Origin of the sequence: Vreelandella rituensis (genome assembly GCF_003336665.1) — a bacterium.
Taxonomy (GTDB): Bacteria; Pseudomonadota; Gammaproteobacteria; order Pseudomonadales; family Halomonadaceae; genus Vreelandella; species Vreelandella rituensis.
The window spans coordinates 14,162-35,564 of record NZ_QPIJ01000003.1; the positions used below are offsets into that span (position 1 = coordinate 14,162).

Consider the following 21,403-nt stretch of genomic DNA (forward strand, 5'->3'; position numbering starts at 1 on the left):
ATGACTTGATGCGCTGGCATTATACGCAAGCGATTGGTGAAAGAAAGCCACCTGCACAGAGGTGGCTTGGGGTAGAAGATGTTAGCTTGGCGCAAAAGACCATAGGACTCTAGGCCGAAGGCTATGCAGATCTTGAACAATCACATCGCGCCTTGAACGATCAGATGGGCTGTGCCTTGGTGGAGGAACCCACGTCACGCTCACGCATGGCGTCATGCACATCCTGCAAACTGGACGGGTCGTCAATGGTGGAGGGAAGTCCGTAATCCTTGCCATCGGCGATATTGCGCAGCAATTTGCGCAGAATCTTGCCTGAACGCGTCTTCGGCAGGCGGTTGACCACCAGCACTTGCTTGAAGCAGGCAATCGGTCCGATCTGATCCCTCACCAAGGCGATCAGCTCCTTTTCCAGCGCTGCTTCATCGCCGTCGAAGCCATCCTTGGGAATGACCAACCCGACCGGCAACTGCCCTTTCAGTTCATCATGAATGCCAATGACCGCGCACTCCGCTACCGCCGGATGAGCGCCGACTACTTCTTCCATTTCACCGGTCGACAAGCGATGGCCAGCAATGTTGATCACATCATCGGTGCGTCCCATGATGAACAGGTAACCATCTTCATCGAAAAAACCGCCATCGCCGGTCAGGTAGTAACCCGGAAATGCTGCCATGTAGGCGCTATGGAACCGCTGGGGGTCTCCCCATACACCGACCAGACAACCAGGTGGCAACGGCTGCTTGATCACCACACTGCCCTGATTCATGGGCTCGGTCTGCTCGCCTTCACGGTCGAGGATCTGAACGTTGAACCCAGGCACCGGCACCGTGGCGGAACCGGCCTTGGTAGGCATGGCTTCGATGCCACGTGGATTGGCAGCAATCGGCCAGCCGGTTTCGGTTTGCCACCAATGATCGATGACGGGTACATCAAGCAGATCATCCAGCCAATGGAACGTCGGTGGGTCCAATCTTTCACCCGCCAGGTATAGAGCCTTCATGCTGCTGATATCGTATTGTTCGAGCAGCTTGGCATCCGGGTCTTCTTTCTTGATGGCGCGAAACGCGGTAGGCGCGGTGAAAAAACTCTTGACCTTGTATTCCTCGATCAAGCGCCAGAACGCTCCGGCATCCGGGGTTTTTACCGGCTTGCCTTCGTAAACCACCGTGGTGCATCCCCGCAGCAAAGGGGCATAAACGATATAGGAATGCCCCACCACCCAGCCGACGTCCGACGCGGAGAAAAAGACCTCACCGGGTTCCATGTCATAGATCGCTTCCATCGAATATGCAAGCGCTACCGCATAGCCGGCGGTATCGCGCACCACGCCTTTGGGCTTGCCCGTCGTACCCGAGGTGTAAAGAACGTACAGCGGGTCGGTCCCCATGACCGGGACGCAATCGGTAAAGTCGGCAGCTTTTACCAGCTCATCCCAGTCATGGTCATTCGGCCCCAGCTCGGCAATACCCTGGTCGCGTTGAAAGATCACACAGGCTGACGGCTGATGGGTGCTCTGCTTGATCGCTTCGTCAATGATCGGCTTGTAAGGCAACACCTTATTGACTTCCACTCCGCAGGAAGCCGCTATCACCACCTTAGGCTTGGCATCGTCAATACGTACCGCAAGTTCGTGCGGGGCAAAACCGCCGAATACCACCGAATGCACCGCCCCGAGCCGAGCACAGGCATACATGGCCACCAGCGCCTCAGGCACCATGGGCATGTAAATGATGACCCGATCACCTTTTTCAACGCCCAGGTTTTTTAGCGCGCCGGCAAAATAAGCCACTTGATCACGCATTTCACGGTAGCTGATGACCTTCTTGCTTTGGGTGACGGGAGAATCCCAATAGATTGCAGCCTGATCGCCACGGCCTTGATCCACATGGTGATCAAGAGCCGCATGACAGATGTTCATTTCCCCATCGGCAAACCAGCGAGCATGCTGCTGGTCATCATAGGAAAGGATAGTGGACGGTGGAGTGAACCAGGGAATGCGTTTCGCCTGTTCTGCCCAGAACATTTCTGGCTGCTCAATGGAACGGGTGAATTCTTGTTGATAGCGGTTCATGGGTAGTTTTTCTTCCAGATTGCAATGATTGTTGACAGTCTAGAAAGAAAACAGCCGTTTCACCTTCATACTATGGGCTAAAAAGCGACTAAAGGTGCAAGCCGCCGAAAAGATTGTCGACATCAAAAAAATTCACACCATTGATACATCGTTAAACAATAACTTGGACATAGCGGCTGAAATTATTGATCATTAAATCATAATTGATAAAAACGTAATCCACGCGATAAGCGCTGGTTTCTCAATAATTTATGCCATGCCTCGTGTCATTATTACGTAGGCTGGGAGATCGTCATGCCCTCTTCAACCAACGCCGCTTCGCGCCTGCTGCAACAAGACGGCAACGCCATTGCTCAGGGGACTCACCTGCTCAAGGCCATGGCCAATGAAAAACGCCTACAGATATTGTGCTTGCTGGCCAACCAGGAATTATCGGTCACCCAGATCAATCATCAGCTGGCCTTGAGCCAGTCGGCGCTTTCTCAGCACCTGGCCATCTTGCGCAACGATGGTCTGGTCACCACCCGCCGCGAATCCCAAACCATCTTTTATTCGCTGGCCAGCCAAAGCGCCAATGCCATCCTGGAGACATTGGCGCAGTATTACGCGCAATAGCACAAAGACCAGTACGGCGTTAGCCTGGGCAATGCTGATTAACTGTTTGACTCATTGCTTGTGCCAACGGCTGGCCTCCAGCAAGCCCAACCCTTTGAGCAAGACGCTCTCTGCGGCGACCGAGATAGCCAGCCCCAGCCTGTTGCTCATGGTCTTGGGCGGTTCAAGCTTTACCGACAACACACGCGAGGCCTGCATACGCTCGACCAGGTAAGCTTCGCTGGTACCCACCGCATCGACCAGCCCCTTACTCACCGCTTCGCTTCCATACCAGATCTCGCCTGTCGCCACCAACTCAATGTCCATGGATGGACGCCGCTCAGCGACATATTCCTTGAAAAGCCGATGGGTATCCTCTAGATCTTCGATAAACTTTTCCCGGCCTTCTTCGGTGTTTTCCCCAATGACCGTCAAGGTGCGCTTGTACTTGCCTGCGGTCAGCAATTCCACATCAATGTCATGGCGCTTGAGCAAACGATGAATATTAGGTATTTGAGCCACCACGCCGATCGAGCCAAGCACAGCAAAAGGAGCAGCACGTACCTCACTGGCCGTACACGCCATCAAGTACCCCCCGCTGGCAGCGACCTTATCCACACATACTACTGTCTTGAGGCCGGCTTCGCGTAAACGATCCATCTGAGCAGCGGCCAATCCGTAAGCGTGCACAAGCCCTCCACCCGATTCCAGGCGTATCACCACTTCATCATTACGTTCGGCGACATCCAGCACGGCTGAGATTTCTTCGGCAAAATGCCCCGTGGCCGAGGCTTTGAGATCGCCGTGAAAATCCAATACCCATACTCTGGCGGGTTCAGCCCCCTTATCGGTGTCACCTTTGCCTTTTTGCTTGGCCTTATCGTCGCGGCGAAATGATTTGATCAAGCTTTTGCGCTGGGAAAGCGAAGTAGCCGCTATTGCCAACCGGCGTCGACGATAGCGACGCTGGTCATTGAGAGTTTCGATGTGCAATGTCAGCTGTTCGTTCGATTCATGACGTGACCGCAGCAGGAGCAATAGCCCACCCCCCACCAACATCACCACAATGATTACCTGGACAACGAAAGTGGCTATATCAACCGCCCATTCATTCATCATAGTCTTCTCCTTTGGCGAACCTATGTAAAAGCCGCAACCGCAGGCTTCCGTTAACTATATTATCCTAGGGCGCTTGATTGAAACGAATGTTTGAAATAACCTCGTACAAACTCCCCGCCACCGAATGTCGGTGCTTCACACTAAATTTTTCAGTCAGATAGAGAGTCTAACGATGTCAACCAACACCCTGGAAAAACTGCAAGCTCGCTTCAATCCGCAAGCCGCTACCCACATGGATGAAGTTTTTCAGTTTCATTTTAACGATGCCGGCAGCCATTATCTGGTGGTCAAAGAAGGCACATTGGACATTAACGAAGGTGAGCACGAAGACCCTTCCGTCAGCCTGCGCCTTAGCACCGATACGCTCAAAGGTATCATGAGTGGTGATGTCAACGGCATGACCGCGTTCATGACCGGTAAGCTCAAAGCAACCGGCAATGTCATGCTGGCTACTCAGCTTACCAAGCTATTTCCCTCCGATTAAGAAACAGGACTGAGTGAGCGAAGTGCGCCCTGTGCAAAGCAGGGCTACTTTTTCCGCTCAGAATTATCCGCCCACCGATCGAGATGAACTTCGATCAATTCGCGGGAAATCGAAAAGACAGGGGGTAAAATGGGTAATTGACGCGGGGAAAACCAAGCAGCATCGCTGATTTCAACGCCATCAATACGGATCCTTCGAGTCGTGGCTTCAGCGAAATAGCCCAGCATCAAAGAATGTGGAAACGGCCATGCCTGGCTCCGGTAATAGCGAACCTGGTCAATATATACCCCCACTTCTTCGAACACCTCCCGGTGCACAGCTTCTTCAGCCGTCTCGCCCGGCTCGATAAAACCAGCCAAAGTGGAATAGCGCCCCGCTTCAAAACGCGGGCTGCGCGCCAGTAGCATCGCCTCGCCACAAGTCACCAAGGTGATGATGCAAGGGGAAATCCGCGGATAATTACGATGCCCACATGCATAGCAATGCATGGCGAATTCCGCCTCCAACTTGCTTGAAGGCTCACCGCAGCGCCCGCAAAAGCGATGATTTTCCAGCCAGGCACCGACCTGCAAGGCAGTGGAAACCAACCCGTACCAGGATTCGGGCAGTTGCGACAACCAACGCCGTCCATCAATCCAGTCGTCTCCCGGCGTATCTTCCAGACTCAGGGCGACAGGCTCGTCATGCCAATAGCACAAAGGTTGCAGCGTAGACACCCAAGGCTGTTCCGGCTGCAAGGGAGAAAACGGCAAATTTTCATTTTCCGGCACAAAAGCCGGGGCGATCTTCCCCCGGGCAAGTCGAATCACGCGCCCATGTGTTTCCGGAGTGGGGATAGTGCGTTTAAGCATCGCGGAGCTCGGTTTTCGGCCAGTCAATCCCGTTGGCGTCGCATTTAGCCAGATGTGCGGCCTGCTCTTGCTGCGTTGGCCGTATCACGCGAAGCTGCCCTGCGGGGATGCTCAAGCGTTCAATGGCAAGCCCTTGGTTGGCTGCGGTGACGAGGCCCTGCTGGGCGGCGGTACTCGCTTCAAGCGTCAGTGCGGTTTGTCCACCGGTCATCGCCAGATAGACATCGGCGAGAATCTCGGCATCCAACAACGCACCGTGCAAGACCCGGTGCCCATTATCGATGTCATAGCGTTTGCACAAGGCATCCAGGCTATTGCGCTGCCCCGGGTGCTTCTGGCGAGCCATGACAAGGGTATCCAACACCCGACAGTGCTGTGCTACCAAGCCTAATGCCGGCGCACCAGGACGCTGGCTTAACAGCGTAAACTCATGATCGATGAAGCCTACGTCGAACGGCGCGTTATGAATGACCAGTTCCGCACCACGGATGAAATCCAGGAATGTCTCGGCAACGTCGGCGAATACCGGTTCATTGGCTACCTTTTCATTGGTGATGCCGTGCACCGCCACCACTTCCGGGCCGATATCACGCTCGGGATTGATGTACTGATGATACGTTCGGCCAGTGAAGCGCCGGTTGACCATTTCCACCGCTCCGATTTCCACCAGACGATGGCCGGATCGAGGGTCAATGCCAGTGGTTTCCGTATCAAGTATTACCTGCCTCATGGGCAACTCTCCGGTTATGCTCATCAATGGCGGCATTGGCCAGGGCGTCGGCGCGTTCGTTGTCGACGTGACCATTATGGCCTTTTACCCAATGCCACTCGATCTCGTGCCGAGCCGTTTCCTGCTGCAAGGCTTTCCACAGCTCGACATTTTTTACCGGCTGCCGTGCGGAGGTCATCCAGTTACGCTTGACCCAATTGCTGATCCACTGGGTGATGCCTTGGCGAAGATACTGCGAATCCGTCCATAAGAGCACCTTGCAAGGTTTTTTCAGCTCACGCAGCGCCATGATGGCGGCCATCAACTCCATACGATTATTGGTGGTGACCGGTTCGAAGCCTTTCAGCGTCTTTTCATGCCCTCCGCTGTACAGGACGGCGCCCCACCCGCCGGGTCCCGGATTTCCACGACAGGCACCATCGGTATAAATGGTGACCTTCGGTGGGTCTTGATGGGGTACTTCACTCACTGTTGTCGTCCTTCCTTTTGCAGGGGCTAGCATGGCGCCCATGGTTTTCGGAACTTGACCGCGTCGCACCCTGCGTAGTGTTGCGTATCGGCGCTTTCAGGCTGAACCTCAGCGGCTTGATCGACGCCCGCTGTTGCTGACGCCTTGCCTGAATCATGTAACTTTCTCCGATAGGCAAGTTATAGCGCCTACCCAACGTTTCCCAAAATTCAGGGCCTGCCTTGCCCCCAGGCCAACGAAAGCAGCAATAGTCTACGCGTTCTATTTCAAAATCGACAAACGCCAACCACTCACGAAGGCCGGCCGGCGTACGCCATGTGCCGTTCCAGGGGATCTGGTGACGACGAAAAGGCCGATGACGTGACAACTGCCCCACCCCAAAAGGATGGAAGCCGAAGATAACCAGTTTTCCATTATCTGCCGTGACGCGAGCAGCCTCCTGCAGAGTGTGATGGGCATTGGGCACATTTTCGAGCCAATGGTGAAGCACGGTTAAATCAAGACATTGGTCGGGGAGTGGCAGCGCATCCGGCGGGCACACCAAGGTTCGTTCAGTCTCGGCCATGCCATGCACCGGCGCCCAACGCATAGGGTGGCGAATCGGGCACATGGTGGTAAGCGGCCCAGCCATTCCCATCTCCAGACTATGCCCCCCAAAAAGCCCTTCGCACACCGGACCCAGACAGGCACGCTGCGCTTCCCACTGAGTTCGACCCGCCTCAGAATCCCAATATTGCCTGCTTTCCTTCAGGCACTGGGCCAGTTCCATCGCCGTTGTCGAATTTGACATGAAAAGCGCTTCCCTCCACAGTTAAGGTTTTTTAGCCACTTTATCGTAGTTCGTAGTGTTGGCGGGTACCTGAAGCCGCTAACAGTTTATTCACCGCCTCCAAGGATCTCGCCCATGCTGAGCGTGACACCGATTCCCGCCCTAAGCGATAACTATATCTGGTTATTAAGACAGGATTCGAGTCAAGGCGTTTGCGTGGTGGATCCAGGCGAAGCAACACCGGTCATCGAGCTGCTCGAACGCGAGTCGCTCACCCTCGAGGCTGTCCTGATCACCCATCACCATCACGATCATACCGGAGGCCTGGCCGAGCTTATTAAGCGCTACGCCCCTCGCGTGATTGGCCCCAAAAATCCCCAGATCAGCGGCATTGATGAAGAAGTCGGTGACGGGGATGAGGTGCGCGTCATGGGTCGCTTGTTCGATGTGATGGCCACTCCCGGCCATACACTCGATCACATCAGTTTTTTTGCTCCCGGCATTCCGCCATTGCTGTTCTGTGGCGACACCCTGTTTTGCGCCGGATGCGGGCGTCTGTTCGAAGGCACACCCGAACAGATGCAACAGGCTCTGACGCGCCTGGCTCGCCTTCCTCGAGACACCTTGGTATTTGCCGCGCATGAATACACACAAGCAAACTTGGCGTTTGCTCAAGTGGCAGACCCTGACAATCAGGACGTCAAGGCTACGCTTGAAGAATGCCGTAAAGTCAGAGCACTCGAACGCCCCACATTACCCAGCACGATTGGACGCGAGCTAAAAATCAACCCATTCCTGCGCACCGAGACATCAGGGGTACGTCAAGCGGCGGGCACACAAGGTCCGGCTGACGATAACCTGGCGACGTTCACTACCTTGCGCGAATGGAAAAATCGTTTTTAACACCCTCTTTAACAACACTTTTAAACGTCATTTTGACATGGATTATCTTGTTTATGACCTACCGTACTTTACGCCAACGCCTCTTATTGAGTGCCGGCGGTACGCTGCTCCTGGGATTGCTAGCGGCCACGACCACCAGTCAGGCGGCTACAACCGAAAGATTCAATAGCGTCTTTCCTCTCAAGCTGCATTTCTGGGAAGCCTTGGAACTCAAGCAGCAAGATGCCTGGAGCATGTTACGCAAGACCTTCCAATGGCAGAAGCAACCGCTACCCCCCGAAGCCCAAGCGCGTGTAGAGGAATGGATCGATTTTTACCGTTCCAGCCCCGAAAATATCGTGGCGATTACCGAACGCGCCCGGCCTTGGCTCGCATGGATCACGCAACAAGTCGCTGAGCGCGGCTTGCCGGGCGAGCTGGCCTTGATACCTTTTGTGGAAAGCTCCTTTGACCCCGTCGCCCGCAGCCACCGGGGTGCCGCCGGCCTATGGCAATTCATGCCGAGAACCGGCGATGCTCTGGGTCTGGTACGCAATGGTAACTATGATGGGCGACTCGACGTTATAAGATCCACCGCCGCGGCGCTGGACTACATCGAAATGCAAGCCGACCAATGGTATGAAGGCGATCTCACGCTTTCTCTGGCGGCCTACAATGCTGGCGCCGGCACGGTTAATCGGGCGTTACGCCAAACAGCGGAGCAGGATTACTGGAGCCTGCGACTTCCCTCCGAAACCATGCAATACCTACCCAAGTTGTATGCGATTGCGGCAATCGTCAACGATCCCGCGCACTACCAGATAAACCTACCCGATATTCATACCCAACCTGCATTCACTCAAGTAAGGCTCAGCCAGCCGGTAAGCCTTGCAGAAGCGTCACGCCTGATGAAAATCAGCCCGTCGTCATTGACTGAGCTGAATCCCGGACTGCTTAACGGCACCTTGGAGCCACGGCTGGCACGGATACTGCTGGTGCCGGAACAAGCCGACGTTTCCTTGCTTGCCGGCTTGACCAACAACGGCACCCAACAGATCGCAGAAAACGGTAATACTTACCTGGTGCAACGCGGCGATAGCCTTTCCGCCATTGCGGCACGCTATAAGGTCAACCAGCAGGAACTGGCGCGCCTGAATGGCATCGATCGGCCGGAAGCTATACAGCCGGGACAGCTCCTGACACTCTCAGAGGGCTGAGGTGTTTGACCTCGTTTAAAAGGAAGGCCGTCATGCGATGCGTCGCGCAATTTTTCCATGCTCTATTGCCTTGGAGCTTGGGGGCTATCTTGAGTCTCGACATTGCGCTGGGTGAAACCGTCGAGCACAACGATATGCCCCGCAAAGCGATACAAACCGTTCACGCCCTTTCCCTTTATGACACCCCGGCGCTGACGGAAGATTTTCCCTACTTTCCGCATGTCAATCCGCAAGCTCCCACAGGGGGCAGCATGACCCGCACGGCGGTAGGTGGCAGTTTTGATTCAACCAATCCGTTCATTATTCGTGGCACGCCCGCCACCGGTATCTTTCAGATATACGACACCCTGATGGTAGAAAATCCAGGCGAACCTTTCAGCCTGTATGGACTACTCGCCCAAGGCGTACGTCTGGCGCCTGATCGCAGCTGGATCGAGTTCGACCTGCGTCCGGAAGCCCGCTTTCAGGATGGTGAACCCGTCACCGCCTACGATGTGGTCTTTACGCTGGAATTACTGCGCGACAAAGGCAACCCCTTCTACAGCAGTTATTATGCCGGAGTCGAAAAAGTGGTCGCCCTGGATGACCACCGGGTACGTTTCACGTTCAACGACACCAACTCCCGCGAGCTTCCCCTGATTGTCGCCCAGTTGCCCATCTTGCCCCGGCATTACTGGGAGCCGCGCGAGTTCACCGCCCCGACGCTGGCACGACATCCCGGCTCCGGCCCTTATCGGATAGCCGAGATAGACCCCGGTCGACGTATCGTCTTTCAACGCGATGAAGATTACTGGGGCAAAAATCTGCCGGTCAATCGCGGGCGCTACAACATAGACCAGCTTATCTTCGACTATTACCGTGACCGCGACATCGCCTGGGAAGCGTTCAAGGCCGGGCTCACTGACTTTCGCATCGATGCGCGTGCCGCCACCTGGGCAACCGGCTATGACTTTCCCGCTTACCGTGAAGGGAAGGTCAAGCGCCTTACCGTGCCCGACGTCAATCCTTCGATGATGCAGGCCTTTGTGTTCAATCTGCGCAAGGATAAATTCAGCGACCCGCGTGTGCGCGAAGCCCTGAGCCTGACGTTTGATTTTGACTGGTTGAACACCAATATCTTCTACGATACCTATCAGCGCACCGAAAGCTTTTTCGAGAACTCTCAAATGGAAGCACAGGGTTTGCCCAGTGGCGAAGAACTGGCCCTGCTCGCTCCTTTTCGGGAACAGATTGCCGAAGAGCATCATTCACAACGCGTCTTTACCAGCCCTCTTCCCATGGCACGCCCCGACGATATGCGCCAGCGGTTCCGTCTGGCCTTCAGCCTGCTGCAGGAAGCCGGTTATAAGATTAAAAATGGCGTGCTGGTCAATCAAGAGACGCAACAGCCACTGGAACTGGAAGTACTGCTTTACGATTCCGGCCTCGAACGGGTAGTCCAACCCATGCTTCGCAACATGGCGCGTCTGGGCGTGCAGACATCGTTGCGTATCGTCGATATCAATCAATACCTCAACCGCCAGCGGAATTTCGATTTCGACATGGTGATCAGCCATTTCCCCCAATCCAATAACCCCGGCAACGAACAACGTGACTACTGGACCAGCGAGGCAGCGGACAGCCCGCAAAGCCGTAATCGCATGGGCCTGGAAAGCCCGGTGGTGGACGCTTTGGTGGAAAAATTGATTGCCGTGGACAGCCGTGAAGAGCTCCATCAAGTCGCCCGTGCTCTGGACCGCGTCCTGCGCTGGGGATTTTATGTGATTCCTCATTATCATTCCGGTGAGACCCGAATTGCGATATGGGATAAATTCGGCTACCCCGAACCCTTCCCCCAATACGCCATGGATCTGGATGCCTGGTGGGTGGATCCCCAACAAGAAGCTGAGCAACAGCGTTAGGAGTAACCAACGCCAAACCCAGCCGTAAAAGGAACGCTACGTGGCTCGTTATACCTTACGCCGTCTGCTATTGATGATCCCTACCCTGTTCGGGATCATGCTGCTGAATTTCATTATCGTTCAGGCGGCCCCGGGGGGGCCGATCGATCAGATGCTGGCCCGCTTTGAAGGTGCCGACGCCATGGCCAGCACACGCATGGACATGGGCGGCGCGGAAGTTCAGGTGCAAGATGAATCGCGTGGCGCCAGGGGGATCGATCCACGCTTCATCGAACAGCTCGAACAGCAGTTCGGCTTCGATCAGCCGGCCCACCTGCGTTTCTTGGGCATGATGGGCGACTACCTCACGCTGGATTTCGGCACCAGCTTCTTTCGTGATCGCCCGGTGATCGACCTGATGCTGGAGCGTCTCCCCGTCTCGATCTCACTGGGGCTCTGGACCACGTTGCTGGTGTATCTAATCTCGATTCCCTTGGGGGTGCGCAAGGCACTACGCCATGGGTCACGATTCGATGTGTGGACCTCGGGGCTGGTGATCGTGGGTTATGCCATTCCGGGGTTTCTGTTCGCTATCCTGCTGATCGTGCTGTTTGCCGGCGGCACCTACCTTGACTGGTTCCCGCTGCGAGGACTGACCTCGCCGAACTTCGACCAGCTATCTACTCTAGGCAAGATCAAGGATTATTTCTGGCATATCACCTTGCCGGTAGTCGCCCTTTCGATCGGCAGTTTTGCCACCCTGACCATGCTGACCAAAAACAGCTTCCTGGATGAAATCCACAAGCAATATGTGCTGACTGCGCGAGCCAAGGGAGCCAGCGAACGCCGCGTGCTTTACGGCCATGTGTTTCGCAACGCCATGTTGATCATCATCGCCGGGATTCCCGCCGCCTTGATCGGCATCTTTTTCACTGGGGCGCTTCTGATCGAAGTGATTTTCTCGCTGGACGGGCTGGGCTTGCTGGGTTTCGAAGCCGTGATGCAACGCGATTATCCGGTGATTTTCGGCACCCTGTTCCTATATACCCTGATCGGCCTTGTGCTCAAGCTGATATCCGATCTTACCTATGTGTGGGTCGACCCACGCATCGATTTCGCCACCCGGGAATCATGAGTTGATGGGCATTTTGACAAACCGGTTTTCCCCAATTACCCGGCGCCGTCTGGCAGCGTTCAAAGCCAACCGCCGCGCGTATATTTCACTGTGGCTGTTTGGCGTACTGTTTATCTTGAGCCTATTTGCTGAGCTTATCGCCAACGATAAACCCATCGTCATGCAGTACGAGGGAAACTGGTACGTACCGCTGCTGGTGGATTATCCGGAAACCGAGTTCGATGGATTCTTGCCGACGCGTACCGACTACCTCGACCCTTTCATACAGCAACAGATCAGTGAACATGGCTGGGCCTTGTGGCCGATAATCCCGTTTTCCTACCAGACGCTGGACATGCAGATGACCCGGCCTTCTCCCGCGCCTCCCGATGCTCGCCACTGGCTGGGCACCGATGACCAGGGGCGCGATGTACTGGCCAGGGTGATCTACGGCTTTCGGCTCTCGGTGGCCTTCGCCCTGGTGCTCACAGCGGGTTCGCTGGTGATGGGCGTGCTGATCGGCGGCATTCAAGGCTACTTCGGCGGGAAAGTGGATTTGATCGGCCAGCGCTTTACCGAAATCTGGTCGGGCCTACCGGTACTTTTCCTGTTGATCATTCTGGCAAGTTTCGTGCAACCGGGCTTCTGGTGGCTTTTGGGGATCATGCTGCTGTTTTCCTGGCTCGGTCTGGTGGATATCGTGCGTGCCGAATTTTTGCGCGCACGTAACCTGGAATACGTGCGCGCCGCCAAGGCCATGGGCCTACCGTCACGCCTGATCATGTGGCGTCATGTGTTGCCCAACGCCATGGTGGCGACCCTCACCTTCATCCCGTTCCTGTTTACCGGGGCGATCGGCACTCTGACGGCCCTGGATTTCCTGGGTTTCGGCCTCCCCCCCGGCGCGCCTTCATTGGGAGAACTGGCCGCCCAGGGCAAGAACAACCTGCACGCGCCATGGCTCGGGATTACCGCCTTCATGACCCTCGCCATCATGCTGTCGCTGCTGGTATTCATTGGCGAGGGCTTGCGTGATGCCTTCGACCCGCGCCACATTCATAGCGTCCAACCCGATCAAGACAAGGAACAGGCGCATGCCTAAGCCGCTGCTGGAAATCGAACGCCTGAGTATTGCCTTTGATGAAACCTCCATCGTTGAGGATCTGTCGCTGCATATTCAGCCCGGCGAAACCTTGGCGCTGGTAGGGGAATCCGGCTCGGGGAAATCGGTTTCCGCCCTGGGAATGATGAACTTGTTACCGCCGAATGCCCACATCACCGGGCATCGGCGTCTTGGCGATACCGAGCTTGATTCTCTCAAGCATGCGGACTGGACGAAAATCCACGGCAATCGCGTCGGTTTTATCTTTCAGGAGCCGATGACATCGCTCAATCCCTTGCACACCATCGGCAAACAGATTGGCGAAACCTTGCGCCTGCACCAGGGTTTGCGCGGCAACCAGGCCCGCCAGCGCATGCGCGAACTGCTTACCCAGGTCAAGCTGCCGCGCCCCGATGAGCTGCTGGATGTCTGGCCGCATCAACTTTCCGGGGGCCAGCGCCAGCGGGTCATGATCGCCATGGCAATTGCCAACCAGCCCGACTTGCTGGTGGCTGACGAACCCACCACGGCACTGGATGTGACGGTACAACAAGAAATTCTCGCGCTGTTGAAGGAGCTGCGTGATGCCTATGGCATGGGCATGCTGTTCATTACCCATGACCTCAACCTTGTGCGGCGCCATGCCGACCGGGTTTGCGTGATGTACCAGGGGAAAGAGCAAGAAACCGGCCCGGTGGAAACGGTGTTTACGCGCCCCCAAAGTGCCTACACCCAAGCGCTGATCGATGCCGAACCCGAAGGCCGCCCGGCCCCGGTAGCACGCGTTCAGCCCCTGCTCGAAGCTAAAGCACTTGCGGTCAGCTTCGCGCGCCCCAGAAAAGGCCTCTTCGGACGCCAACCGCCGCCTTTTGAGGCGGTGAAACCCACAGACCTTTACATCACGCCGGGCGAAACCCTGGGAATCGTGGGCGAATCCGGTTCGGGCAAGACCACCCTGGCCTCAGCGCTGATGCGCCTCACCACCAGTCGTGGTGAAATCAGGCTGGGCAGCGAGCGGCTCGACCAGCTAAGCGGTAATCAGCTGCGTCGACAACGCCACCGTTTGCAGATGGTGTTTCAAGACCCTTATGGCGCCCTGTCGCCACGCATGCCGGTGTTCGACATTATCAGTGAAGGCCTGCGCTTTCATTATCCCAAGCTTTCAAAACAGGAAGTCACGCAAAGGGTCAACCAGACATTACGTGAAGTCGAATTACCCGAAAGCTGTGCCGCCCGCTATCCTCACGAATTTTCCGGGGGGCAACGCCAACGCATTGCTGTCGCCCGTGCCATCATTCTCGAACCTGAATTACTGGTGCTCGACGAACCCACCTCGGCACTGGATCGCAGCGTACAGAAGCAGCTTGTCACACTATTGCGAGAGCTTCAGCATCGTCGTCAATTAAGCTACCTGTTCATCAGCCATGACCTAGCAGTGATACGCGCCATGGCACATCGCATCATGGTATTGAAGGAAGGTGAGGTGGTGGAACAAGGCGATTGCCTCGAGGTGCTATCCAATCCGCAACATTCTTACACCCGGACCTTGGTGGCGGCAGCCAACCTGGCACCCGCTTCCTAAATCAGAATTTTCTGGGCTGGATAGCTTGTGAATGGGTGGTTTTGAGATAGTACTTGAAGCAACTCAATATAACGGTATAAAAATGACTGGCAAGCTATTCGAACTGAAGTAGCGCGTCGTCTTTAACGACAAAGCTCCGGCATTTCGCCAGAGCTTCGCCGTCTACCTGAAGACAAGGTTTTGGGTGGTTAACACCTTACTCCGGTGTACGCACCGTGATGGACGGATTGTGGTCGAAGAAGTTGAAGGGCGAGAGAATCGTGCCTTTCCACATCGTCGGCATTACCGGCCAGTCTTCCATTCTGGGTATATGATGGAAGCCCATCGTATACCAGACCACGATATCCTTATCCTTGACCGAACGTCCCTCCTCGGCCCATTTCGGCAAGGTATCCTCTCCTGTGCTCTGGAAGGCATACTCGCCGCCGGCATAGCGCTGGGCCTTGTCGTAAGGGGTAACCCAAAAGGTCTTGTCGATATAGGCATTGCGGATAGCGGGCGCATCGTTGACCACATCCAGCGGGCTGTAAGCGACGCTATTGTTGGGAAGGATCATGTAGCCCGGGTTGTGACCCAGACCACTTTCCTTGTTGGTATTGGTCACATGATACATGGCGGGTGTATTGGGGTTGACGCGGTACTGCGCCTCCTTCTCGGTTTCCGGCACTGACATTTCAGTCGTCCACATGGACCGACGAACCGCATCGTCCTCTACCGTGGCCGGCACGATTCCGGTGCGCATGAAGGTGTTTTCCTGGCCGTCGATGTCGAAGTCGAAGCGGAAATTGAAGAAATGATCATGGTTCGGCGCGACGAGGTTCGGCGCGATCAATGTCCCGTGCTGGGTATCTTTCTCCGCTGTGTCGTCATTCATGCTCTTCGAGGCGACCCCTTTAACGGCGTCCAGCCCGGTTGAACCGACCATCACCCGAATGCGGCCATCCTGCATGAAGACATAGTCGATCAGATAGTCATAGTTGCCGATCTGGGAAGCGGTACGTACCACAAGCTCGGTCCACGGACGGCCTTCAGTGGGCACGGCTTGTTCCTCGGACTGGGCGAAAATTTCATAGTGACGCCAGATGGGATCACCGGTGCTACGCTCGAAGACACAGATTGCATCGGGAATCTCCAACGGCTCGCCGGTGTCCGTGTGGACCATGGCGGGCAGAAAGGTGGAGTGGGCGGGGCAGTCGACCCTTGGCCGCAACGGGGTCAGAAATAGTCCAAAGCCATACTCACCACTGTCCATGTAGGTGCGCCAGTACCAACCCTCGTCCGGATCCATGTACGGCACGAACACTTCGGAGAGATGCGCCTGATAAAGCACGGAGCGCCAGTCGTCGTCATCCTTGGCGGCAATATTGGAAAGAACGAGCCCCGGACGCTTGTCGATACGATAATTGAAGCGCCACATGTCCCATTCAATCTCGCTTCCCTCAATGGTGAAGTTCGCCCCACCGGGTTGAGTCAACTCAGCCGGGTTGGATTCTTCGCGCAAGCCGTAACGCTCGTCGATCTCCTCATCGGTATAACCCCAGGGGTCTTCGGGCAAGGGAATAGCGCCGGTATCGATCACCTCGACCACTTCCATTGCATTGAGGTCGACCAGCGCCACCAGCCCTTCGATGGGTTTAGCGTAAAAGTTGGAGGCTTCCGGGTTCAGGTAGCAAGGCACCTTCATCAAGCGACCGCCCCGCTCTTCCTCGGTCAGGAAATTTCCCGCCGTCAGCGGCAAGCAAAAAACGTCGTTGGGGGTCAGGCCCCGGGCTTGCAGCCCCTCTATCATGTCTGGATGGCCAAGTGCCAGATCCATTGTCTTGATGAACTCGTCGAACAGCAGCATGCTTTGGCCGCCGGTTTCGTTCCAGGAAACTATTTTGCCGTCAACTAGATCGATAATCGCTTCAAACGCAGAGCCTTCCTCCTTGACGATAGCTCGCGCGGTACGTGGGATGGTGTCGCCTTCTTCCCAATCGAGCACGAACGATTTATCGGGCTCCACCAGTTCGATCAAGGGGAAACGCCCGCTATCGGTGAGTTTGCCATCGTCTCGAAGAATCTGGGTCACTGCCTGGTACTCTTCACCTTCCAGCCCATCAAGTGGGTGCGTGACCTCGGCAACTGCCGGTATGGCGAACAGGCTGGCTGACGCCATGATCGCGCCAAGCCCTTTATGCACATAGCTCATGATTATTGTCCTTCTTCAGCTAGTAAGCGATACACACCGATTTGATCTCGGTAAAGGATTCCACGGCTTCTCTTCCGAATTCACGCCCAATCCCGGACTGCTTGAAGCCGCCGAAAGGCAGGCTCGAATCCAGCGTGACATGCGTATTGACCCAGACGGTGCCCGCCTCGATCTCGGGAATAAGGCGCATGGCCTGGGTAAGATTGTTGGTCCAGATACTTGCCGACAGTCCCAGGTCGCTGTCATTGACCATTCCCAGGGCCTCATCCACGTCATCAAAAACGATGAGCGACAGCACAGGGCCGAAAATTTCCTCTCGCGCCACGGTCATGTCCTGAGTCACATCGGCAAGGACGATAGGCGAGACGTAATAGCCCCCGTCATCAGGTACTTCAGCGCCACGAAGAACCCTCGCGCCTTCTTGCTCGGCCTTGTCGATATAGCCCAGAACGCTTTGTTGGTGGCGCTTGGATACGAGCGGATTGAGCTGAGTGGTGGGGTCCATGCCCGGCCCGACGGACATCTGCGAGATGGCTTCGTAGAGGCGTTGGCAGAAGCCGTCATAAATGCTGCGGTGCACATAGAAGCGTGAAGCGGCAGCGCACACTTGGCCCTGATTGAGGAGACCCGCCATCAAGGCGCCTTGCACGGCCTTGTCCAGATCGGCATCCTCCAGGACAAGCATCGGGTTCTTGCCCCCCAATTCCAAGGCGAAATGCGCCATATGATCGACAGCGGCGTGGCCGATCTGCTTACCCACCGCTGTGGAGCCGGTGAATGTCACCTTGCGAACATCAGGGTGGCGCGAGAGCTGAGCGCCAGCGGTAGAGCCTGAGCCCACCACCACATTGAACACACCGCTGGGTACGCCCGCTTCGATAGCCAGTTCCGCCAGGCGCAGTGCACTGAGGGGTGTTTCCGAGGCCGGTTTAATGACCACTGAACAGCCCGTGGCCAGGGCCGGCATGATTTTCCATAGCGCGATCATCAACGGAAAATTCCACGGCACGATGCCGGCAACCACTCCGACGGGTTGGCGGATCGTATAGGCGTTGAACTCCGCCCCTTCGGGCATGCCGATAGAAACATCGACCGTCTTGCCTTCGACCTTGGTCGTCCACCCCGCCATGTAGCGCATGAAGTCCACCGAATAGCCAACATCCAGTGCGCGGGTGATATTGATCGACTTGCCTTGGTTTAGGGTCTCGATCTGAGCGAACTCTTCGCTGTTGTTCTCAAGCAAGTCGGCGAATTTCAGCAGGATTCGTTCACGCTGGGCGGGCTTCATGCCACGCCACTTTTTGCTATCAAATGTGGCCTTGGCGACAGACACCGCTCGATCGACAATCGCCTCGTCAGCCAGTCCGACCTGGCTTAGTGCTTCACCGGTGGCCGGGTTGAACACATCCACCTTTCTCTCCGCCCCGGCAATGAAGTTGCCATCGATGTACGAGCCTGTTGCACGCTTGAGGAAAGCCTCGACCTCAGGAAGGCGCTCAATACTCACATCATTCATAAAACCTCCGGTTTTCAGAAGAAAGTGCCGACTATTAACTGGGCATAGGCATTGGTATCGTCATCCCCCAGCTGTACCCCGCCCTGCGATGCGGATTTCTCGGGCTGGTACCAGCCGAGTAGCGGCATTACGAAAAGATGTTGGCTCGGAAACCATTCAGCGTAGAGATTGATTTCCTGGCCACTCATATCAGGCTGGTTGCTCGTATCCAACGTATCGAAATCAAAGTACAAGGCGCCCAGTGAAAGCGTTTCAGTGGGCTGCGCGGTTGCGCCTAGATGCCAGACGTCGGTGTTCGAGTTGAAAGGACCGGCATAATTAGCCGCGACTTCGCCTTGAAACCAAGTCCCGAAGCCACGGGTAAACCCATAGAAAAGCGGGTCCCAGTCCTCGGAGAAACGGCTATAACGCAAGGTAAACGTCGGCTGCCAAGGCATATCGGTGAAGGTGTAAGCAGGTTCGAGGTACCAGGCATTCTCGTTGGTGGCTTTTGTCTGGTAGGCATACTCCCCCTGGATCGAAGCATTTTCGCTACCCAGGGCTTGCTCGAAACGCAGGCTATAAGTGTCCATGCCGTCGCGTTCCAGTTGGGCAGGTGAAGCGAATGCTTCGTCTACTTCCAGCCCACGGATATAAGTCAGTTCGACAGCCCCAGCCTCATGGCTGTGCTGAAGCGCCATGATTCCCAATTCGGTGTTGGCCTGGGCACGGTTATCCGATTCGATCCAGCCCAGCTGGGTCTGCCAGGCAGCGTTCGACGCTTTCAACAGGAAGGTTTGGTCAAAGGTTTTGCGACCAGCCAAGTAGTAGGCGCCGCCTCGATTGAAATCATCACCCAGGCCACTACCGAAATTGACGGCATCACTGGCAATGAGAAAACCATCGCCTAACTGAATGACCTGGCTACCCGCGGACACATCCACACTCCACGGCTTTCCGCCTAGCATGACCCCATCATGGCGGTACCCAAGATAGGCGTCTTCGATATCTGACTCGTTCTCATCCCCCATGGTGAAGCCTGCGGCATCGCCATCTCCCCAGGTTGCAGTGGTGACGGCACTTAGCTCAGCGTAAATACCTCCTTTTCCGAAGGATTTGGGAGCTAGCTCGAACCCGTATTCAAGGTAGCCCTCTTGCCAGTCATAGTCCTTGTCTTCGGTGTTGCCGAATTGGTCATAGCCCCGCCCGCTGTGGAAAGCGGCATAAACCGCCTGCACGTTGATATTGACCGTCGATTCGCCCAGATTCGCCATTTCATAGGCAAAACTAGCCGGGGCGATCGCCAGCACTGATAAGGCACAGCCGCTGGTTGCCAGTCTTGCCAAGGTTTGCTTTATATGATGACTTTCTTGCATTTCGTCCCTTCCTTGATTGTTTTTAATAGGGGGGTCATATGCAAAGTACTTGGCATGGTCTTGCGGCGCCTGTATATCTCTGCCAAAAACCGGTACTTTCCTGCCAATCGCACAGAGGGGCCTGATTGCGCACGGAGCAAAGCCAGCATTGCGGCATTAAAAAACCGGCTTCAAAGCCGGTCTGGTGCAGTCCTATTTTTATGAAGTTAAGTCTTTAGGGTCTGTTGACGTATATGGAGTCCTCCGCGTTTGCAAGCATGAGGAAATTGGCGCGATATTCCTTGGGACTACAGCCATAAACTTTCTTGAATGCCTTACTGAAATGGGAAGGATCGCAAAACCCCCATTCATAGGCGGCAGCGGATATAGAGCGGACATGAAGTTGCGGGTCAATCAGATCCTGCGCAGCACGCTGTATACGCCTTTTTACAATATAACCATGGACGGACTCACCTTGGTTTTCAAAGCAACGGTACAACTTTCGCACGGAAACGCACACGAGAACCGCCAGGGTTTCGGCATCCAGTCTCGGGCTTTTCAGGTTTTTTTCAATCTCATGAGTGGCCAGTTGGTAAAGGTCATCGAGATGATAAATCGAAGGTGTTTCATGGCCTCCCTGGAGAGCAGGCCTCAATAAGGGTATGACGGAATCCTGCAACGAATCACCTTCCGCCTGGGACAGAGGTCTCTGCGTATCCATAAGCAATTGACCCACGATAAGGTGCAGTAACCGTCCGCTAACCGAACCTAGCTGTAACCTGCCGAATTTCTTCACATGTTCAGGCAAGATACCACATACTTTTTCTCGATCCAGGTGCAATGAGACCTGATCCGTCAAGCCTTGGGGGTTAATTTCAAACGGACTTCCCGAGTCCATCAGCACCATGTGGCCGGAGTGCAAAAAGACCTCTTCCCCGAACTGCCTGAAAATTGCGGTACCCGCCCGCTGCAGGACAAGAAAACAGAAACGGTCGTCATTATGTGAACGGCTCCTGCGATGAATCATGCGCTGCACATTCGTTGTGATATAGGCGATTTCAAGCCCATCAAGGTCTTGCTTGGAAACACTCCCTACAAATTTACGGCTAGCGTCCTGATGAGTTTCAAAGCTACCACAAACTGCGCAAAGGCTAGCCTGCCATTCATCAAACGATGGCTTCTCTAAAGGGCGCATAGAAAAACACCTCTTGTTGTAATGATACCCGCAAAAATCGCGACGTCAGGATTCTAGTGTATGACCCATGCTCACACCGACGCCATGGGAAAGCAATTTCCGCAAGCCAGGCAGTCGTGGAAAGAGGGATGGGTGGCGCGGCAGCGGTATCAACCCGACAGCACAGGCGATGCAAACCGAGTACCGTACCGCCTGATGGGTGAGGCAAAGCTTGCCTAGCTTTGCAATGCAGTGCAGCATCACGCTCTTACACCATCCGGCAACTGCGGAATTCGACGATAAGGGGTGAAGATGACGACGCAA

At 55.4% G+C, this 21,403-nt stretch carries 19 protein-coding genes; 9 read left to right on the top strand and 10 right to left on the bottom strand.

Going from position 1 to position 21,403, the window contains the following annotated elements:
* Positions 1-160: 160 nt before the first annotated feature.
* On the bottom strand, positions 161-2,089 hold the full coding sequence (locus DU506_RS02880) for a propionyl-CoA synthetase (RefSeq protein WP_268877299.1): 1,929 nt from the start codon (positions 2,087-2,089) through the stop codon (positions 161-163).
* Between the two features lie 276 nt (positions 2,090-2,365).
* Between DU506_RS02880 and DU506_RS02885 the strand changes: the two genes are divergently transcribed.
* Positions 2,366-2,686, top strand: a complete 321-nt coding sequence (locus DU506_RS02885; protein ID WP_114485457.1) for an ArsR/SmtB family transcription factor — start codon at positions 2,366-2,368, stop codon at positions 2,684-2,686.
* A 51-nt stretch (positions 2,687-2,737) separates the two neighbouring features.
* Here DU506_RS02885 and sohB read toward each other — a convergent pair whose 3' ends face one another.
* Positions 2,738-3,781, bottom strand: coding sequence for a protease SohB (gene sohB, locus DU506_RS02890; RefSeq protein ID WP_114485550.1), 1,044 nt, complete (start codon positions 3,779-3,781; stop codon positions 2,738-2,740).
* Between the two features lie 175 nt (positions 3,782-3,956).
* Between sohB and DU506_RS02895 the strand changes: the two genes are divergently transcribed.
* Entirely contained in the window at positions 3,957-4,268 is a 312-nt protein-coding gene (locus tag DU506_RS02895; RefSeq protein ID WP_114485458.1) for an SCP2 sterol-binding domain-containing protein, read from the top strand.
* Positions 4,269-4,312: 44 nt separating this feature from the next.
* Here the strand turns inward: DU506_RS02895 and nudC are convergent, their stop codons facing one another.
* Genes nudC through DU506_RS02915 form a run of 4 tightly spaced genes read right to left on the bottom strand, consistent with a single transcriptional unit; the run spans position 4,313 to position 7,108 of the window.
* Complete coding sequence (gene nudC, locus DU506_RS02900) at positions 4,313-5,119, bottom strand: NAD(+) diphosphatase (RefSeq protein WP_114485459.1); 807 nt, start codon at positions 5,117-5,119, stop codon at positions 4,313-4,315.
* The gene (gene dnaQ, locus DU506_RS02905) at positions 5,112-5,849 is read right to left on the bottom strand and encodes a DNA polymerase III subunit epsilon (protein WP_114485460.1); all 738 of its coding nucleotides are present in this window, start codon (positions 5,847-5,849) and stop codon (positions 5,112-5,114) included. The genes nudC and dnaQ overlap by 8 nt, the downstream gene beginning before the upstream one ends.
* Positions 5,830-6,318, bottom strand: a complete 489-nt coding sequence (rnhA, locus tag DU506_RS02910) for a ribonuclease HI (protein ID WP_235825413.1) — start codon at positions 6,316-6,318, stop codon at positions 5,830-5,832. Before rnhA ends, dnaQ begins: the two co-directional genes overlap by 20 nt.
* Positions 6,311-7,108 carry a class I SAM-dependent methyltransferase gene (locus DU506_RS02915; RefSeq protein ID WP_114485461.1) on the bottom strand — a complete coding sequence of 266 codons (798 nt, stop codon included), beginning with the start codon at positions 7,106-7,108 and terminating at the stop codon, positions 6,311-6,313. Before DU506_RS02915 ends, rnhA begins: the two co-directional genes overlap by 8 nt.
* A gap of 114 nt (positions 7,109-7,222) precedes the next feature.
* Here DU506_RS02915 and gloB point away from each other — a divergent pair, with 114 nt between their 5' ends.
* Genes gloB through DU506_RS02945 form a run of 6 tightly spaced genes read left to right on the top strand, consistent with a single transcriptional unit; the run spans position 7,223 to position 14,864 of the window.
* Positions 7,223-7,990 (top strand): hydroxyacylglutathione hydrolase, encoded by a 768-nt coding sequence (gene gloB, locus DU506_RS02920; RefSeq protein WP_114485462.1) that lies wholly within the window; start codon positions 7,223-7,225, stop codon positions 7,988-7,990.
* A 53-nt stretch (positions 7,991-8,043) separates the two neighbouring features.
* A complete protein-coding gene (locus DU506_RS02925) occupies positions 8,044-9,186 on the top strand; it encodes a transglycosylase SLT domain-containing protein (RefSeq protein ID WP_114485463.1) in 1,143 nt (380 codons plus the stop codon).
* Positions 9,187-9,218: 32 nt separating this feature from the next.
* Positions 9,219-11,087 carry an extracellular solute-binding protein gene (locus tag DU506_RS02930; protein ID WP_114485464.1) on the top strand — a complete coding sequence of 623 codons (1,869 nt, stop codon included), beginning with the start codon at positions 9,219-9,221 and terminating at the stop codon, positions 11,085-11,087.
* Between the two features lie 40 nt (positions 11,088-11,127).
* Positions 11,128-12,201 carry a microcin C ABC transporter permease YejB gene (locus tag DU506_RS02935; protein WP_114485465.1) on the top strand — a complete coding sequence of 358 codons (1,074 nt, stop codon included), beginning with the start codon at positions 11,128-11,130 and terminating at the stop codon, positions 12,199-12,201.
* A 4-nt stretch (positions 12,202-12,205) separates the two neighbouring features.
* Complete coding sequence (locus DU506_RS02940; protein ID WP_114485466.1) at positions 12,206-13,282, top strand: ABC transporter permease; 1,077 nt, start codon at positions 12,206-12,208, stop codon at positions 13,280-13,282.
* Complete coding sequence (locus tag DU506_RS02945) at positions 13,275-14,864, top strand: ABC transporter ATP-binding protein (protein WP_114485467.1); 1,590 nt, start codon at positions 13,275-13,277, stop codon at positions 14,862-14,864. The genes DU506_RS02940 and DU506_RS02945 overlap by 8 nt, the downstream gene beginning before the upstream one ends.
* A gap of 196 nt (positions 14,865-15,060) precedes the next feature.
* On the opposite strand, the gene DU506_RS02950 is transcribed toward DU506_RS02945, so the two are convergent.
* From DU506_RS02950 to feaR, 4 genes are all read right to left on the bottom strand, one after another.
* Positions 15,061-17,055, bottom strand: a complete 1,995-nt coding sequence (locus tag DU506_RS02950; protein WP_114485468.1) for a copper amine oxidase — start codon at positions 17,053-17,055, stop codon at positions 15,061-15,063.
* Between the two features lie 19 nt (positions 17,056-17,074).
* Positions 17,075-18,571, bottom strand: coding sequence for an aldehyde dehydrogenase family protein (locus DU506_RS02955; RefSeq protein ID WP_114485469.1), 1,497 nt, complete (start codon positions 18,569-18,571; stop codon positions 17,075-17,077).
* A gap of 14 nt (positions 18,572-18,585) precedes the next feature.
* The gene (locus DU506_RS02960; RefSeq protein WP_114485470.1) at positions 18,586-19,926 is read right to left on the bottom strand and encodes an alginate export family protein; all 1,341 of its coding nucleotides are present in this window, start codon (positions 19,924-19,926) and stop codon (positions 18,586-18,588) included.
* Between the two features lie 214 nt (positions 19,927-20,140).
* Positions 20,141-21,100, bottom strand: coding sequence for a transcriptional regulator FeaR (feaR, locus tag DU506_RS02965; RefSeq protein ID WP_114485471.1), 960 nt, complete (start codon positions 21,098-21,100; stop codon positions 20,141-20,143).
* 60 nt (positions 21,101-21,160) lie between these two features.
* On the opposite strand from feaR, the gene DU506_RS21565 reads away from it, so the two are divergent.
* Positions 21,161-21,319, top strand: coding sequence for a hypothetical protein (locus DU506_RS21565; protein WP_181870678.1), 159 nt, complete (start codon positions 21,161-21,163; stop codon positions 21,317-21,319).
* Positions 21,320-21,403: the final 84 nt, after the last annotated feature.